Annotated in this window: 12 protein-coding genes and 1 pseudogene; 7 read left to right on the forward strand and 6 right to left on the reverse strand. The window is 56.6% G+C overall.

Annotated features, from left to right (window positions below; all coding sequences use genetic code 11):
- From recF to dnaA, 3 genes are all read right to left on the reverse strand, one after another.
- A partial coding sequence (recF, locus tag ACIF4X_RS27920; RefSeq protein ID WP_397484539.1) for a DNA replication/repair protein RecF occupies positions 1-1,044 on the reverse strand: 1,044 nt, incomplete at its 3' end.
- Between the two features lie 14 nt (positions 1,045-1,058).
- The gene (gene dnaN / locus ACIF4X_RS27925) at positions 1,059-2,162 is read right to left on the reverse strand and encodes a DNA polymerase III subunit beta (protein WP_007911887.1); all 1,104 of its coding nucleotides are present in this window, start codon (positions 2,160-2,162) and stop codon (positions 1,059-1,061) included.
- Between the two features lie 39 nt (positions 2,163-2,201).
- Positions 2,202-3,731 (reverse strand): chromosomal replication initiator protein DnaA, encoded by a 1,530-nt coding sequence (dnaA, locus tag ACIF4X_RS27930; protein WP_038359566.1) that lies wholly within the window; start codon positions 3,729-3,731, stop codon positions 2,202-2,204.
- A gap of 566 nt (positions 3,732-4,297) precedes the next feature.
- Here dnaA and rpmH point away from each other — a divergent pair.
- From rpmH to mnmE, 5 genes and pseudogenes are all read left to right on the forward strand, one after another.
- Positions 4,298-4,432: a 50S ribosomal protein L34 gene (rpmH, locus tag ACIF4X_RS27935; RefSeq protein WP_003213577.1), complete on the forward strand. Its 135-nt coding sequence runs from the start codon at positions 4,298-4,300 to the stop codon at positions 4,430-4,432.
- A gap of 16 nt (positions 4,433-4,448) precedes the next feature.
- The gene (rnpA, locus tag ACIF4X_RS27940) at positions 4,449-4,850 is read left to right on the forward strand and encodes a ribonuclease P protein component (protein ID WP_016984072.1); all 402 of its coding nucleotides are present in this window, start codon (positions 4,449-4,451) and stop codon (positions 4,848-4,850) included.
- Positions 4,843-5,087, forward strand: a pseudogene (gene yidD / locus ACIF4X_RS27945) (membrane protein insertion efficiency factor YidD). The gene rnpA and the pseudogene yidD overlap by 8 nt, the downstream one beginning before the upstream one ends.
- Before the next feature lie 2 nt (positions 5,088-5,089).
- Complete coding sequence (yidC, locus tag ACIF4X_RS27950; RefSeq protein ID WP_397484540.1) at positions 5,090-6,769, forward strand: membrane protein insertase YidC; 1,680 nt, start codon at positions 5,090-5,092, stop codon at positions 6,767-6,769.
- Between the two features lie 79 nt (positions 6,770-6,848).
- A complete protein-coding gene (gene mnmE / locus ACIF4X_RS27955; RefSeq protein WP_397484541.1) occupies positions 6,849-8,219 on the forward strand; it encodes a tRNA uridine-5-carboxymethylaminomethyl(34) synthesis GTPase MnmE in 1,371 nt (456 codons plus the stop codon).
- A gap of 43 nt (positions 8,220-8,262) precedes the next feature.
- Here mnmE and ACIF4X_RS27960 read toward each other — a convergent pair whose 3' ends face one another.
- From ACIF4X_RS27960 to ACIF4X_RS27970, 3 genes are all read right to left on the reverse strand, one after another.
- Positions 8,263-10,698, reverse strand: a complete 2,436-nt coding sequence (locus tag ACIF4X_RS27960; RefSeq protein WP_397484542.1) for a TonB-dependent siderophore receptor — start codon at positions 10,696-10,698, stop codon at positions 8,263-8,265.
- A gap of 119 nt (positions 10,699-10,817) precedes the next feature.
- Entirely contained in the window at positions 10,818-11,765 is a 948-nt protein-coding gene (locus ACIF4X_RS27965; RefSeq protein ID WP_397484543.1) for a FecR domain-containing protein, read from the reverse strand.
- Positions 11,765-12,271, reverse strand: a complete 507-nt coding sequence (locus ACIF4X_RS27970) for a sigma-70 family RNA polymerase sigma factor (RefSeq protein WP_397484544.1) — start codon at positions 12,269-12,271, stop codon at positions 11,765-11,767. Before ACIF4X_RS27970 ends, ACIF4X_RS27965 begins: the two co-directional genes overlap by 1 nt.
- 570 nt (positions 12,272-12,841) lie before the next feature.
- Between ACIF4X_RS27970 and mnmG the strand changes: the two genes are divergently transcribed.
- Together mnmG and rsmG are read left to right on the forward strand one after the other, a co-directional pair.
- The gene (mnmG, locus tag ACIF4X_RS27975) at positions 12,842-14,740 is read left to right on the forward strand and encodes a tRNA uridine-5-carboxymethylaminomethyl(34) synthesis enzyme MnmG (RefSeq protein WP_016984066.1); all 1,899 of its coding nucleotides are present in this window, start codon (positions 12,842-12,844) and stop codon (positions 14,738-14,740) included.
- Entirely contained in the window at positions 14,737-15,339 is a 603-nt protein-coding gene (gene rsmG, locus ACIF4X_RS27980; RefSeq protein ID WP_397484545.1) for a 16S rRNA (guanine(527)-N(7))-methyltransferase RsmG, read from the forward strand. The genes mnmG and rsmG overlap by 4 nt, the downstream gene beginning before the upstream one ends.
- Positions 15,340-15,375 lie beyond the last annotated feature (36 nt).

A 15,375-nucleotide genomic window follows, 5' to 3' on the forward strand; every position in this document is an offset into this window, starting at 1 on the left:
GGGTGATGCCGTCTGCCAGCCTTCCCTCAATAATTCGTGATCTACACAGGTGATGAACACCTGGCAGCGTAAGTCTTCCAGCAAACGGCACAGCGCGCGACGGTGGCTCTCGTCCAGTTCGGACGGCAAGTCATCGACCAGATAAATACACTGACCGCGGCGGGCCTGGCTAACCAGGTGCCCCTGGGCAATCCGCAGTGCACAGACCACTAACTTCTGCTGACCCCGGGACAAAATGTCCGCGGCGTTGTGCGCGCCCAATCTAAGACGCAAATCAGCTCGTTGCGGTCCGGCCTGGGTATGACCCATTTGCTGATCCCGTTGCACGGAACCGGCCAGTACGGCGCTCAATTCCCGGTCTTTGTCCCAGCCTCGGTAATAGCTGAGCGTCAAACCTTCGAGCTCAACCAGTTCGCTCAAGGTTTGTTCAAAGACTGGTTTCAAGGCTTTGATGTAAGCGCGGCGGTATTCATCGATTTCAGCGCTGGCCTGGCACAGTTCTCTGTCCCAAACCGCTTGCGAAACGGCGTCAAGTGTACCATGCCGCAGCCAGGAGTTTCTCTGGCGCAAGGCCTTCTGCAAACGCTGCCAGGTCGCCATGAAACGCGGTTCGACGTGGAACACACCCCAGTCGAGAAACTGCCGGCGGATCTTCGGTGCACCTTCGAGCAAGCGGAAGCTGTCGGGGTTGATCAACTGCAGCGGCAGGATCTCCGCCAGTTGCGCGGCGCTGCGGGCGTTCTGCCCGTCGATGCGGATCTGGAACTCGCCCTGACGATCGCGCGATATCCCCAACGCGCTGTGGCCACCCTCGGCCAGTTCGACCTGACCGAACACCGTACAGGCGAGTTGCTCATACTGGATAACCGGTAACAGACGCGTGCTACGAAACGAACGGGCAAGCCCCAGCAGATGAATGGCTTCCAGAACACTGGTTTTGCCGCTGCCGTTGGCGCCGTAAAGAATATTGATGCGGGGGGAGGGGGAGAAGGTCACCGGGTGCAGATTGCGCACCGCGGTGACCGAAACACGACTTAAGGACATCCAGGATCAGCTGATTACAGACGCATCGGCATGACAACGTAAGCCGAATCGTCGTTGTCGGACTCTTGCACCAGCGCACTGCTGTTGGAGTCGGACAGGATCAGGCGAACCTGCTCGGTGGTCATCACGCCCAGCACGTCGAGCAAATAGCTCACGTTGAAGCCGATTTCCAGAGAGCCGCCGTTGTATTCAACGCCCACTTCTTCTTCCGCTTCTTCTTGCTCCGGGTTGTTGGCCTGGATCTTCAACTGGCCGCTGGCCAGTTGCAGACGGATACCACGGTACTTCTCGTTGGACAGAATCGCGGTACGGCTGAACGCTTCGCGCAGCGCCTGGCGATCGCCCAGTACCAGCTTGTCGCCGCCCTTCGGCAGAACGCGCTCGTAGTCCGGGAATTTACCGTCGACCAGTTTCGAGGTGAAAGTGAATTCACCAGTGGTGGCGCGGATGTGGTGCTGGCCCAATACGATGCTGACGTTGCCGTCCGGCTCGGTGAGCAGACGCGCCAGTTCAAGGATACCTTTGCGCGGCACGATCACTTGGTGGCGATCCGGCTGGCCGATATCGGCTTTCATCGAGCACATGGCCAGACGGTGACCGTCGGTGGCCACGGCGCGGATGATGCCTTCGGACACTTCCAGCAGCATACCGTTGAGGTAGTAACGCACGTCCTGCTGAGCCATGGCGAAGCTGGTGCGCTCGATCAGGCGACGCAGTTTGCTTTGCTCGAGGCTGCAGGTCAGCGAACCCGGACCTTCTTCAACGGTCGGGAAATCGTTGGCTGGCAAAGTCGACAGAGTGAAACGGCTACGGCCAGCCTTCACGACCAGCTTCTGCTCGTCGACCTTGATGTCGATCAGCGCATCGTTGGGCAAGCTTTTGCAGATATCCATCAGCTTGCGCGCAGGCACGGTGATGGAACCTGTTTCAGCTGGCTCTTCGAGTTGCACACGACCGACCAGTTCGACCTCAAGATCGGTACCGGTCAGCGACAGTTGCTGGCCTTCGACTACCAACAGCACGTTGGACAGTACCGGCAAGGTCTGTCGACGCTCGACGACGCCTGCGACCAGTTGCAGGGGTTTCAACAGGGCTTCGCGTTGAATGGTGAAATGCATGGTCTAGTCCCTTGCCTTAATAAGCTGCGCTGGTGTTCATCAAGTGGTCAGTGTACGCAGCAGGTTCTTGTAGTCCTCGCGGATGTCCGCGTCGGATTCCTTAAGTTCGTTGATCTTGCGGCAGGCGTGCAACACGGTGGTGTGGTCACGGCCGCCGAACACATCGCCGATTTCCGGCAGGCTGTGGTTGGTCAATTCCTTGGACAACGCCATGGCTACCTGACGCGGACGCGCTACCGAGCGCGAACGACGCTTGGACAGCAAGTCCGAGATCTTGATCTTGTAGTACTCGGCGACGGTGCGCTGAATGTTATCCACAGAGACCAGTTTGTCCTGCAACGCCAACAGATCTTTCAGGGATTCGCGAATCAACTCGATGGTGATGTCGCGACCCATGAAGTGCGAGTGGGCGATCACGCGTTTCAGCGCGCCTTCCAGCTCACGGACGTTGGAGCGAATGCGTTGGGCAATGAAGAACGCGGCGTCGTGCGGCAAATCGACTTTGGCCTGATCGGCCTTCTTCATCAAGATCGCGACGCGCGTTTCCAGTTCCGGCGGCTCGACGGCAACCGTCAGACCCCAGCCGAAGCGGGATTTGAGGCGCTCTTCCAGACCTTCGATTTCTTTCGGGTAGCGGTCACTGGTGAGAATGACCTGCTGGCCACCTTCAAGCAGGGCGTTGAAGGTGTGGAAAAACTCTTCCTGCGAGCGCTCCTTGCGAGCAAAGAACTGAATGTCGTCGATCAGCAACGCATCCACCGAACGGTAGAAGCGCTTGAACTCATTGATCGCGTTCAGCTGCAGTGCCTTGACCATATCGGCCACGAAACGCTCGGAATGCAGATACACGACCTTGGCATTCGGGTTCTTCTTTAACAGGTGGTTACCCACCGCGTGCATCAAGTGAGTCTTACCCAGACCAACGCCACCATATAGGAACAGTGGGTTATAGCCGTGCTTGGGGTTGTCCGCCACTTGCCAGGCCGCCGCGCGTGCGAGCTGGTTGGATTTACCTTCGACGAAGTTTTCGAAAGTGAAGGTGCGGTTCAGGTAACTGGTGTGCTTGAGCGCGCCTTCGACCTGCACGGTGCGCTGTTCGGCGCGGACCGGGGCTTGCTGCGAAGCGGCACCGGACATCGGGTCGAAACTGTCGCGAGACGGTTCATCGCTGACTTCAGGGCTTTTCTGCGTCGAACGCTTGGCTGCCGGCGCTGGCGTCTGCGTGGGTGCCGGGGTACTCACAGGCGTGGCATTTGCCTGGGCCTGCTGGGAAACCTGTGCGGCTGCAAGCGGCGCGTTCGGTGCGGCACGCGGAGCGGAACTGCGTTTGCTGCCTATTAATAAGGAAAGCGCAGGCGCCATGCCGTTGCCGTGCTCATCAAGCAGTTCAAGGACGCGGCCCAGGTACTTTTCGTTGACCCAGTCCAGCACAAAACGGTTCGGTGCGTAGACGCGCAACTCGTCGCCTTCGGCTTCGACCTGTAGTGGACGGATCCAGGTGTTGAATTGTTGGGCAGGCAGCTCCTCGCGCAAAAGCTCCACGCACTGCTGCCAAAGTTCCACTGACACGGATATCCCCTAAGTTGAAAGCCGGTGAGGCAAAAACAAGCGGCCATTGTAGCGGCGAGCGGTCCACTTATCCACATGCAGGTTGCCCGGTGAACATGATTTATCAATGTGTTAACCGATGAAAAAGCGACCAACGGTGTGTGAATAAGCTCTGTGGATAACCGCCTCTAAGGGCACTGGACAACTGGGGGTTGAACTCGGTGGATAACCTGCCTGTGGATAACAGCCCATTCCACACACAGGTTATCCGATAGCGCAGCACAGGCTGAACACGGTTTTCCACTGTAGTTGTCATTCTCTGTACATCACGTCACACAAGGGCTAATGCAACTTATCCACAGGAGAAGGCATGCCTAGCTTTTATAAGCTTTACAGAAAAGCTTTAAATAATTCCCTTCTTTATTTTTATGTATGGCGAGCAGGTGATCAGGCAAAGAACACCTCGAGATCTATTTATAAGGAAACGTTGGTTGGAAATTGACCTGAAGGCTTGCTTTCTCTAGAATCCCCGGTCTCTTAAAACGGGGGCCATTCCGGCCCGTTGTGGACGAACCAGGTAACACGACATGAAACGTACTTTCCAACCAAGCACTATCAAACGCGCCCGTACCCACGGCTTCCGTGCTCGCATGGCTACCAAGAACGGCCGTGCTGTCCTGTCGCGTCGCCGCGCCAAAGGTCGTGCGCGTCTGGCAGTTTGATAATCCGGTACTGGAGGTGAGTCAGGACTTCAGTCGGGAAAAGCGTTTGCTTACCCCCCGGCATTTCAAGGCAGTCTTTGACTCCCCTACCGGCAAGGTTCCGGGGAAAAATCTCCTGCTCCTTGCACGCAACAACGATCTTGATCACCCCCGTCTCGGGCTGGTTATCGGGAAAAAGAGCGTAAAGCTCTCCGTTGAGCGCAATCGCCTCAAACGTTTGATGCGCGAATCGTTCCGTCTGCACCAGGATTCACTGGTCGGCTGGGACATCGTTATCGTCGCGCGCAAAGGTCTGGGCGATGTAGAAAACCCCGAATTGATTCAGCATTTCGGCAAGCTCTGGAAGCGTCTGGCACGCAGCAAGCCAGTTCCAGAAGTCAAAACCGAAACTGTAGGGGTAGACAGTACCGATGCGTAAACTGGCCCTCGTTCCGATCCAGTTTTATCGCTATGCCATTAGTCCTTTGATGGCCAGCCACTGTCGTTTCTACCCCAGTTGTTCCTGCTACGCGTATGAAGCCATCGAAAATCATGGCCTTCTGCGCGGTGGCTGGCTGACCTTTCGTCGTAAGGTCGCTGTCATCCGTGGAATCCCGGTGGTTATGACCCGGTTCCACCTATCCCTACCTCCCGTTCTTCTTCGATGGCCGAGTAATCATGGATATCAAACGCACGATCCTGATCGTCGCCCTGGCAATCGTGGCCTACGTTATGGTTCTTAAATGGAACCAGGACTACGGTCAGGCTGCCCTGCCGACTCAGAATGTTGCTTCCAGTACGACTACATCCGGTTTGCCGGACACCGCCACTGGCAATAATGCTGCCGCCAGTGACGATATTCCGCGCGCCGCTAGCGATACCAGCGCACCTGCCGAAACGCCGGTAGCCGCCAGCAAGGATCTGATCCAGATCAAAACCGACGTGCTCGATCTCGCGATCGATCCACAAGGTGGTGATGTTGCTCAACTGACCTTGCCTCTGTATCCACGTCGTCAGGATCGTCCTGATGTTCCGTTCCAGCTGTTCGATAACGGCGGCGAACGTGTTTATCTGGCCCAAAGCGGTCTGATCGGCACCAATGGCCCAGACGCAAATCCGGCCGGTCGTCCGATCTACTCCGCGGAGAAGAAGACTTATCAACTGGCTGACGGTCAGGACCAACTGGTCGTAGATCTGAAGTTCAGCAAGGACGGCGTCAATTACATCAAGCGTTTCACCCTGAAACGCGGCCTGTATGACGTAGCCGTTTCCTACATTGTGGATAACCAGAGCGCTCAGCCCTGGAACGGCGCAATGTTTGCTCAGTTGAAGCGTGATAACAGCGCTGATCCTTCGTCGACAACGGCGACCGGCACCGCGACTTACCTGGGCGCTGCCCTGTGGACAAGTTCGGAGCCGTACAAGAAAGTGTCCATGAAGGACATGGACAAGGCGCAGCTGAAAGAAACCGTCACCGGTGGTTGGGTAGCCTGGCTGCAACACTACTTCGTGACCGCGTGGATTCCGGCGAAGGGCGAAAACAACGTCGTCCAGACTCGTAAAGACAGCAAAGGCAACTACATCATCGGTTACACCGGTCCGACACTGACCGCTGCACCGGGTGCCAAAGTTGAAACCAGCGCTGTGTTGTACGCCGGTCCGAAAAGCCAGGCTGTGCTGAAAGAATTGTCCCCAGGTCTGGAACTGACCGTCGACTACGGCATCTTGTGGTTCATTGCCCAGCCAATCTTCTGGTTGCTGCAACACATCCACGCGATCGTGGGTAACTGGGGCTGGTCGATCATCTTCCTGACCATGCTGATCAAGGGGCTTTTCTTCCCTCTGTCGGCTGCCAGCTACAAATCGATGGCGCGCATGCGTGCCGTTGCGCCGAAACTGGCTGCTCTGAAAGAGCAACATGGCGATGACCGGCAGAAAATGTCGCAAGCCATGATGGAGCTGTACAAGAAAGAGAAGATCAACCCGCTGGGCGGCTGCTTGCCGATCCTCGTGCAGATGCCGGTTTTCCTTTCGCTGTACTGGGTTCTGCTGGAAAGCGTGGAAATGCGCCAGGCGCCGTTCATGCTGTGGATCACTGACCTGTCGATCAAGGATCCGTTCTTCATTCTGCCGATCATCATGGGCGCAACCATGTTTATCCAGCAGCAGCTGAACCCGACTCCACCGGATCCGATGCAGGCGAAGGTCATGAAAATGATGCCAATCATCTTCACTTTCTTCTTCCTGTGGTTCCCGGCTGGTCTGGTGCTGTACTGGGTTGTGAACAACTGCCTGTCCATCACCCAACAGTGGTACATCACACGTAAGATCGAACGGGCTACCAAAGCAGCCGCTTGATTTACACTGTGGATAACCACTCAAAACGCCCCCTAGTGGGGCGTTTTGCTATCTGTCATTTTTGTCTGGATTCCGGTTAATGAGCGTACCTCGTGAAACCATCGCCGCTGTCGCCACCGCTCAAGGCCGCGGTGGTGTGGGCATCGTCCGTATTTCCGGGCCATTGGCCAGTGTTGCGGCGAAAGCCATCAGCGGCCGCGAACTGAAACCGCGTTACGCCCATTACGGCGCGTTTTTCAGCGATGACCAGCAAGTCCTCGATGAAGGTCTGGCGCTGTATTTCCCGGGGCCAAACTCGTTCACCGGCGAAGACGTGCTCGAATTGCAGGGTCACGGTGGCCCGATCGTGCTCGACATGTTGCTCAAGCGCTGTCTGGAACTCGGCTGCCGTCTGGCCCGTCCGGGCGAATTCAGCGAACGCGCCTTCCTTAATGACAAACTCGACCTGGCTCAGGCCGAGGCAATTGCCGATTTGATCGAAGCCAGTTCTGCACAGGCTGCACGCAATGCGCTGCGTTCTCTGCAGGGCGCGTTCTCGCAACGTGTGCATAACTTGACCGAACAGCTGATCGGCCTGCGCATCTACGTCGAAGCCGCCATCGACTTCCCGGAAGAAGAAATCGACTTCCTCGCCGACGGTCATGTCCTGAGCATGCTCGACAAAGTGCGTGATGAATTATCCACAGTGCTGCGCGAAGCCGGACAGGGTGCGTTGTTGCGCGATGGCATGACCGTAGTGATCGCCGGCCGTCCGAATGCCGGCAAGTCCAGCCTGCTGAATGCGTTGGCCGGTCGCGAAGCGGCGATCGTTACCGAGATTGCTGGCACCACGCGAGATATCCTGCGTGAACATATCCACATCGACGGCATGCCGCTGCACGTTGTTGATACTGCTGGTCTGCGTGATACCGATGACCATGTGGAAAAGATCGGTGTAGAACGAGCATTGAAGGCCATCGGTGAAGCCGATCGAGTGTTGCTGGTGGTCGATGCGACCGCTCCGGAAGCGCTGGATCCGTTTGCGTTGTGGCCGGAATTCCTTGAAACCCGACCAGATCCGGCCAAAGTCACGTTGATCCGCAACAAGGCCGATCTGACCGGTGAAGCCATTGTTCTGGAAACCAGCGAAGACGGGCACGTGACGATCAGTCTCAGCGCCAAGTCGGCCGGTGAAGGTCTGGACTTGCTGCGCGATCATCTCAAGGCCTGCATGGGTTACGAGCAGACGTCGGAAAGCAGCTTTAGCGCACGTCGCCGACATCTGGAAGCCTTGCGCCACGCCAGTGCGGCGTTGGAACACGGCCGCGCCCAGCTGACCTTGGCTGGCGCTGGAGAGTTGCTCGCCGAAGATTTGCGCCAGGCCCAGCATTCGCTGGGTGAAATCACCGGGGCTTTCAGCTCTGATGATCTGTTGGGACGGATCTTTTCCAGTTTCTGTATCGGCAAATGAAAAAAGGGGCTGTGGACAATTTATCCACAGCCCCTTTTTCGTTTTACCAGTTGTACGAAACCGTACCGAGCAAGGTGCGATCTTCACCCCAGTAGCAGCGGCCGGCATCGTTGCATCCCGACACATATTCCTTGTCGAACAGGTTCTTCGCGTTCAGGTCGACGCTCCAGTGCGTATCGATCTGATAACCGATCGCCGCATCGACCAAGGTGACGTCGCCGGCATCCAGCTTCCCGTATAGAGAAGGCGAGGTGTAGGCGAAGGCACTGTCGAAGTAACGCACACCGCCACCCACATACAAACCTTTCAGATCGCCATCGAGGAAACGGTATTTCGCCCAGACCGAAGCCTGATTACGCGGCACGCCGGTCATTTGATGGCCTTTGACCAATGACGTCGCGGCATCCTTGGTGATTCGCGCGTCGGTGTAGGTGTAAGCCGCAGTGACGTTGAGGTTCTGGGTCAGGTTGCTGTTGAGTTCCAGTTCCACACCTTTGGAACGGCTTTCACCCACTTGGCGATAGCTCGACGTGGTGGCGTCGAAGTAGGTGTCGTCTTTTTTACGCAGGTCATACACCGATGCAGTGAAGGCGGTGTCCCAACCAATCGGCTCGTACTTCAGGCCTACTTCATATTGGCTACTGGTGATCGGGTCGAGCGGCGCGCCGGCATTGGAAATCTGCTGCACAGGTACGAACGAGGTGGAGTAGCTGACATACGGCGTCATGCCGTTGTCGAACTGGTACATCACCCCGCCCTGATAGGTGAACTTCTTGTCCTCTGAACTGATATCGCTGGATTGGGCCACCTTGTCGCGGAAATCACTGTCGACCCAATCCTGACGGCCACCGAGCAGGAACAGCCAGTGGTCATATTTGCTCTGGATCTGTGCATAAACGCCTTTCATCTGTTGCTCAAGCAAGGTGTTTTGCGCCGCGATCGGTGTGGTTGGATCGCGCAGGTAAACCGGGTTATACACATCAATCGGCCCAACGATGCCGACATTCCAGTCCTGATTGAACGAGGTGCGATCGTAGCTGGCGCCGAACAGCACGGTGTTTTCCAGACCGCCAACCTGGAATTTGCCTTCCAGCTGATTATCCAGCGAATAGACCATCGACTTATTGAAGCGATCGTAGGCGGTCATGTTCAGGCGCGTGCCAAAACCGGCGTTGTTGAGGTTGCCCGGCCAGGTTTCGTGACGGGTAATGCGCGACTGCATGTAGCGCGAGTTCTGGCGGAACTGCCAATCGTCGTTGAACGAGTGGTTGAACTCGTAACCGGTACTCCAGGTTTCCCGTTCGAAGGTGTTCCAGTCCGGGTCACCGAGCATGGTGCCTTTGGACAACTTGCCATTGGGGTTTGTCAGCAAAGTCCCGGCGGCCGGCAGGCCAAGTTCCATGTTGGTGTGGTCCTTCTGGTAGTTGGCCAGCAGGGTCAGCGTATTGAAATCGTCGAAATTCAGGGTCAGCGAAGGGGCGATGTAGAGGCGGTCATCCGGGACGTGATCGGTCTGGGTGTCGGACTTGCGCCCAAGCACCACTACGCGCCCGAGAATGTTGCCGCTGTCGTTGAGTGGCCCCGACACATCGACGCCGATCTGCCGTCGATTATTCGAGCCGTATCCCAATTGCACTTCGCCTTGTGGCGCAGCCGTTGGGCGCTTACTCACCAGGTTGACCAGACCGCCGGGTGCGTTTTCCCCATACAGCAACGAAGAAGGGCCACGGAAAATTTCAACGCGTTCCAATCCGTAAGGCTCGGTGCTGGTGTCATAGCGGTTGCCCTGTACGCGTAGTCCATCGCGCAACAGACCGTAGCCGTAATCGGTGGCGTTGAAACCGCGAATGTAAAACAGATCCCCGGCCAGGCTATCGCCGGCGGCGAACGGTGGGGCAAAGATCCCCGGCACGTAGCCCAAAACCTCGGTGAGTGTCTGAGATTTCTGATCTTTCATGCGCTGGGCGGTGACGACTGAAACTGAACGCGGCGTTTCCGACAAAGGCGTACTGGTTTTCGTACCGATTCGGCTGTTCTGCGCCTTGTAACCGACGTCGGCGGCGTAATCCAGATTCATCGGGTTGGCCAACTGACCATTGATGTTGGTCGGAGCCAGCTCCAGCGAATCACCGTTCGGCAGCGCCTGCAGAATGTAACTGCCCGGCGCTTGGGGGACGGCTTGCAAACCCGAGCCTTGCAGCAGTTGGGCGAATCCCTGGTCGACGGTGAAATTGCCGTTCAACCCGGCACTGCGCAAGCGGCTGGTTTGTTGCGGCGAGAATGACAGGATCACGTTTGCGGCCGAGGCGAACTGGCTCAAGGCATTGTCCAGCGGACCGGCGGCGATGGCATAACGCTGGGCTGCCGATGCCGCAACGGCGTTATGGCTGACCACCAGGCAGGAAGCGGCACTGGTCATCAGTAGGGTGTAAGCAATGCAGTGGTAGGAAAAACGCTGACGAAACGTGGGAAGACGCATGTGTGGATAAGCCCTGAAGGTGGCAAAGAGCCGCGTTTATCGCGATTACCTGTAGGGCCGGGTCAGGGCAAAAAAAGATAACCTTGTTGTCGATTTATTTTGCCCAGGTGACATTTCGATCAAGCGTTGTGGCTGATCGAGACCCAGTAGCGGGTGAAATAGCGCACGTTGATCGGCAGTGACGCCTGAAGATTGGCCAGGACAGCGTCGGTTGAATTGAGGCGGAATGTCCCGGAAACCCGCAGCTCCCGGGCACGCGCGTCGCAATGCAAAACCCCGCTGCGATAACGGCCCATTTCTTCAATCACATCGCCCAAGCGTGCATCGAGGACGATCAATTGGCCGTTGATCCACGCCACTTCGGAGGATTTGAAGGGATGAATGAACCCTATGTGCTGACGATCAAAATCAGCGCCTTCGCCTGCCTGCAAGATTTTTGCGGCTGTTGAAGTATCACCGGGCTGAACACTGACCCGGTCTTCCAGCACTCCAACTCGGGTAGAACTCGATAGCTGGTGAACGGAGAAACGAGTGCCGAGTGCTTGAATCCGGCCATCCCGGGTTTCGACGAAAAAGGGCCGTTGATCACCCAGCTTTCCGGTTTGAATGAGGATCTCGCCGGAGCACAGGCGAATCAGCCGCTGCGCCGGGTCGAAAGACACGTCAATGGCAGTGTCGGTGTTGAGCTGAATCTGACTGCCATCGGCCAATGTCAGGTTGCGACGCTGGCCAACGCCTGTTTTATAGTCGGCCCAGACATTCCCCAGAGGTGTGTGCTGGTGGACATTCCAGCCAACGACCCCCGTCCCCGCAGCGAGCAGCAACAACTTCAATACCTGGCGTCGTTGCTGTCCGGTATTCAGGGCGCGCCGTTTCAGATCTTGCGGCAGGGTGCCGAGGTGGCGCTGCAGTTGTTCCATCTGGTTCCATGCCACCAGATGCGCTGGATTACTGTCTATCCACAGCTGCCAGGCCTTCTGTTCGGCGAGCGTTGGCGGATCTGCCTGAAACTGCACGTACCAACTGGCGGCTGCTTCGAAGATCTGGCGATTGGGGGCGATGGCCATCAACGTTGCGCCATGATCAGGGCACATTCCGTCAGGGCGCGGATCATGTGCTTCTTTACGGTGGTCAGTGAAACCTTCAGCTGCATAGCGATCTGTTGATAAGTCAGGCCATCGATCTGCGAAAGCATGAATATTTGCTGAGTTCTTGCGCCGAGACCGGTCAAGGCTTTATCCACAGCGACCAGGGTTTCGATGATCAGCGCCTTGTCTTCCTCGCTGATGGCCGTGGCTTCCGGTCGAGCTGCCAAGGTCTGCAAATAAGCGGCTTCAATAGCCTGCCTGCGATAACGATCAATGACGAGGCCGCGCGCGATGGTCGCCAGATAATCCCGTGGCTCGCGAATCTGTGCGGCATTACGCGCCGCCAGAATGCGCACAAAGGTGTCGTGCGCCACATCGGCTGCATCGCAGGCGTCATGCAATTTGCCCTTGAGCCATCCATGTAGCCACGAATGGTGTTGCTCGTAGATTTGCTCGATCGCAGCAGTGTGGGCGGGTAGCGGCATGAGAGAAACTGGCGAGTTAATGATAATGGCTATTATTAGCCTCTGTTAGGTTCTCTCACAATAGCCCTTTCAATTCCCTCTTGCGGCTTCCTCGTCATCAGCGATCCCTCGCTGGCGCTTTTTTCCACGCCCCGAAATGCAATTTGGTCGGTTTTTTGTGGATTAAGCCCTGTGAATAACTGCCACTAAGGTCAGTTGATAACAGGGCCTGAAAACTGGATATAACCCTCCCTGTGGATAAGCATCCCTTTCATCCACAGGCTTAAACCGGTTATCCAAGGCCCTTATTGGCACATGGTCACAGGGTTTTGAATCTCTGTACATATTGAATATAAAGGCTTATAGAGATCTATCCACAGAAATCCACCTCAGTAGAAATAAACATAAAAACAAAGGTTTTATAAATTTCTCTCTTTTTTATTCTTTTAACCTCGAGTTCTCCACAGCTGGTTAAATTTTGTGCAGAGGGTTCTTTAGGAAGGGCGAAGTCCCTATACTTGTCGACCAGGTCCAGAAACCTGATCTCAAACTATTCCTGAATTACCTACTTAAGCAGGCACGAGGTGCGTGGTGGATTTCCCTTCCCGTTTTGAAGTGATCGTCATCGGCGGCGGTCATGCCGGTACCGAGGCAGCACTGGCCTCAGCACGTATGGGGGCAAAAACCCTGTTGCTGACGCATAACGTGGAAACCCTTGGTGCCATGAGTTGCAACCCGGCCATTGGTGGTATTGGCAAGAGCCATCTGGTCAAGGAAATCGATGCCCTCGGCGGCGCGATGGCCACAGCTACCGATTTGGGCGGCATCCAGTTTCGCGTGTTGAACAGCCGCAAAGGCCCAGCCGTACGGGCGACCCGGGCACAAGCCGACCGGATTCTGTACAAAGCCGCTGTCCGCGAAATCCTTGAAAACCAGCCGAACCTGTGGATATTTCAACAAGCTGCTGACGACCTGATCGTCGAGCAGGAACAAGTCCGTGGTGTTGTCACGCAAATGGGTCTGCGTTTCTTCGCTGATTCCGTGGTGTTGACCACCGGTACGTTCCTTGGCGGACTTATCCACATCGGGTTGCAGAATTTTTCCGGCGGTCGCGCCGGTGATCCGCCGTCGATTGCACTGGCTCACCGCTTGCGTGAACTGCCATTGCGTGTCGGTCGCCTGAAAACCGGCACTCCCCCGCGTATCGACGGCAAGTCTGTGGATTTCTCGGTGATGACCGAGCAACCCGGCGATACGCCGATCCCGGTGATGTCGTTCATGGGCAACAAAGAACAGCATCCACGCCAGGTCAGCTGCTGGATTACCCATACCAACGCTCGCACCCACGAAATCATCGCGGCGAACCTCGACCGTTCGCCGATGTATTCCGCTGCCGGTGAAATCGAAGGCATCGGCCCGCGTTATTGCCCGTCGATCGAAGACAAGATCCACCGCTTTGCCGACAAGGAAAGCCATCAGGTGTTTATCGAACCGGAAGGTTTGACTACCCATGAGCTGTATCCGAACGGGATCTCCACAAGTTTGCCGTTCGACGTGCAATTGCAGATCGTGCAATCGATCCGCGGCATGGAAAACGCGCACATCGTGCGTCCGGGTTATGCGATCGAGTACGACTACTTCGATCCGCGCGACCTGAAGTACAGCCTCGAAACCAAAGTCATCGGCGGTCTGTTCTTTGCCGGGCAAATCAACGGCACCACCGGTTACGAAGAAGCGGGTGCGCAAGGTTTGCTTGCTGGCGCTAACGCCGCACTGCGCGCCAAGGGCAAAGAAGCCTGGTGCCCGCGTCGCGATGAAGCGTACATCGGTGTATTGGTCGACGACCTGATCACTCTCGGCACCCAAGAGCCGTACCGCATGTTCACTTCCCGTGCCGAGTACCGCCTGATCCTGCGCGAGGACAACGCCGACCTGCGTCTGACCGAAAAAGGTCGCGAGCTCGGTCTGGTCGATGACGCGCGTTGGGCGGCCTTCTGCAAGAAACGCGAAAGCATCGAACTCGAAGAGCAGCGCCTGAAAAGCACTTGGGTTCGCCCGAACACGCAGCAGGGCGATGCGATTGCCGAGAAATTCGGCACACCGCTGACTCACGAATACAACTTGCTCAACCTCTTGAGCCGTCCGGAAATCGACTACGCTGGTCTGGTCGAAGTGACCGGCAACGGCGCCGAAGATCCACAGGTCGCCGAGCAGGTTGAAATCAAGACCAAATACGCCGGTTACATCGACCGTCAGCAGGACGAAATCGCCCGTCTGCGCGCCAGTGAAGACACGAAATTGCCTGTGGATATCGATTACACCAACATCTCCGGTCTCTCCAAGGAGATCCAGAGCAAGCTCGGCGCGACTCGTCCAGAGACGCTGGGCCAGGCTTCGCGGATCCCGGGTGTGACCCCGGCAGCGATTTCGCTGTTGATGATTCATTTGAAAAAACGCGGCGCGGGCCGTCAGTTGGAGCAAAGCGCTTGAGTTCTAAGGTCACTTCGCAACACGCCGAAGAGTTATCCACAGGAGCCCGCGAGCTCGGTGTCCATCTCACTGAAACCCAGCACGAATTATTGCTGGGTTATCTGGCCCTGTTGATCAAATGGAACCAGGCCTACAACCTGACCGCTGTGCGTGATCCGGACGAAATGGTTTCGCGTCACTTGCTCGATAGTCTCAGCGTGATGTCGTTCATCGAAAACGGTCGCTGGCTCGACGTCGGTAGCGGTGGAGGCATGCCGGGGATCCCGTTGGCGATCCTGTATCCGGACTCGCAAGTGACCTGTCTGGACAGCAACGGCAAAAAAACCCGCTTTCTGACTCAGGTCAAACTCGAACTCAAACTGGATAACCTGCAAGTTATCCACAGTCGTGTCGAAGCCTTCCAGCCTGCACAGCCGTTCAACGGGATCATTTCCCGGGCGTTCAGCAGCATGGAAAACTTCACCCACTGGACTCGCCACCTCGGCGATGCCGATACACGCTGGCTGGCAATGAAGGGCGTTCATCCGGCCGATGAGCTGGTAGCATTGCCGGCAGACTTCAAACTCGATAGCGAACACGCCCTGGCCGTACCCGGTTGACAAGGCCAACGCCATCTGCTGATACTGCGCCGCACG

This window comes from Pseudomonas sp. NPDC085632 (assembly GCF_044541255.1).
Classification (GTDB): domain Bacteria; phylum Pseudomonadota; class Gammaproteobacteria; order Pseudomonadales; family Pseudomonadaceae; genus Aquipseudomonas.

Coding starts and splice junctions, on each gene's coding strand:
- dnaN (WP_007911887.1), bottom strand. CDS start 2,162: ATGCATTTCACCATTCAACGCGAAGCCCTGTTGAAACCCCTGCAACTG.
- rpmH (WP_003213577.1), top strand. CDS start 4,298: ATGAAACGTACTTTCCAACCAAGCACTATCAAACGCGCCCGTACCCAC.
- yidC (WP_397484540.1), top strand. CDS start 5,090: ATGGATATCAAACGCACGATCCTGATCGTCGCCCTGGCAATCGTGGCC.
- mnmE (WP_397484541.1), top strand. CDS start 6,849: ATGAGCGTACCTCGTGAAACCATCGCCGCTGTCGCCACCGCTCAAGGC.
- ACIF4X_RS27960 (WP_397484542.1), bottom strand. CDS start 10,698: ATGCGTCTTCCCACGTTTCGTCAGCGTTTTTCCTACCACTGCATTGCT.
- ACIF4X_RS27965 (WP_397484543.1), bottom strand. CDS start 11,765: ATGGCCATCGCCCCCAATCGCCAGATCTTCGAAGCAGCCGCCAGTTGG.
- ACIF4X_RS27970 (WP_397484544.1), bottom strand. CDS start 12,271: ATGCCGCTACCCGCCCACACTGCTGCGATCGAGCAAATCTACGAGCAA.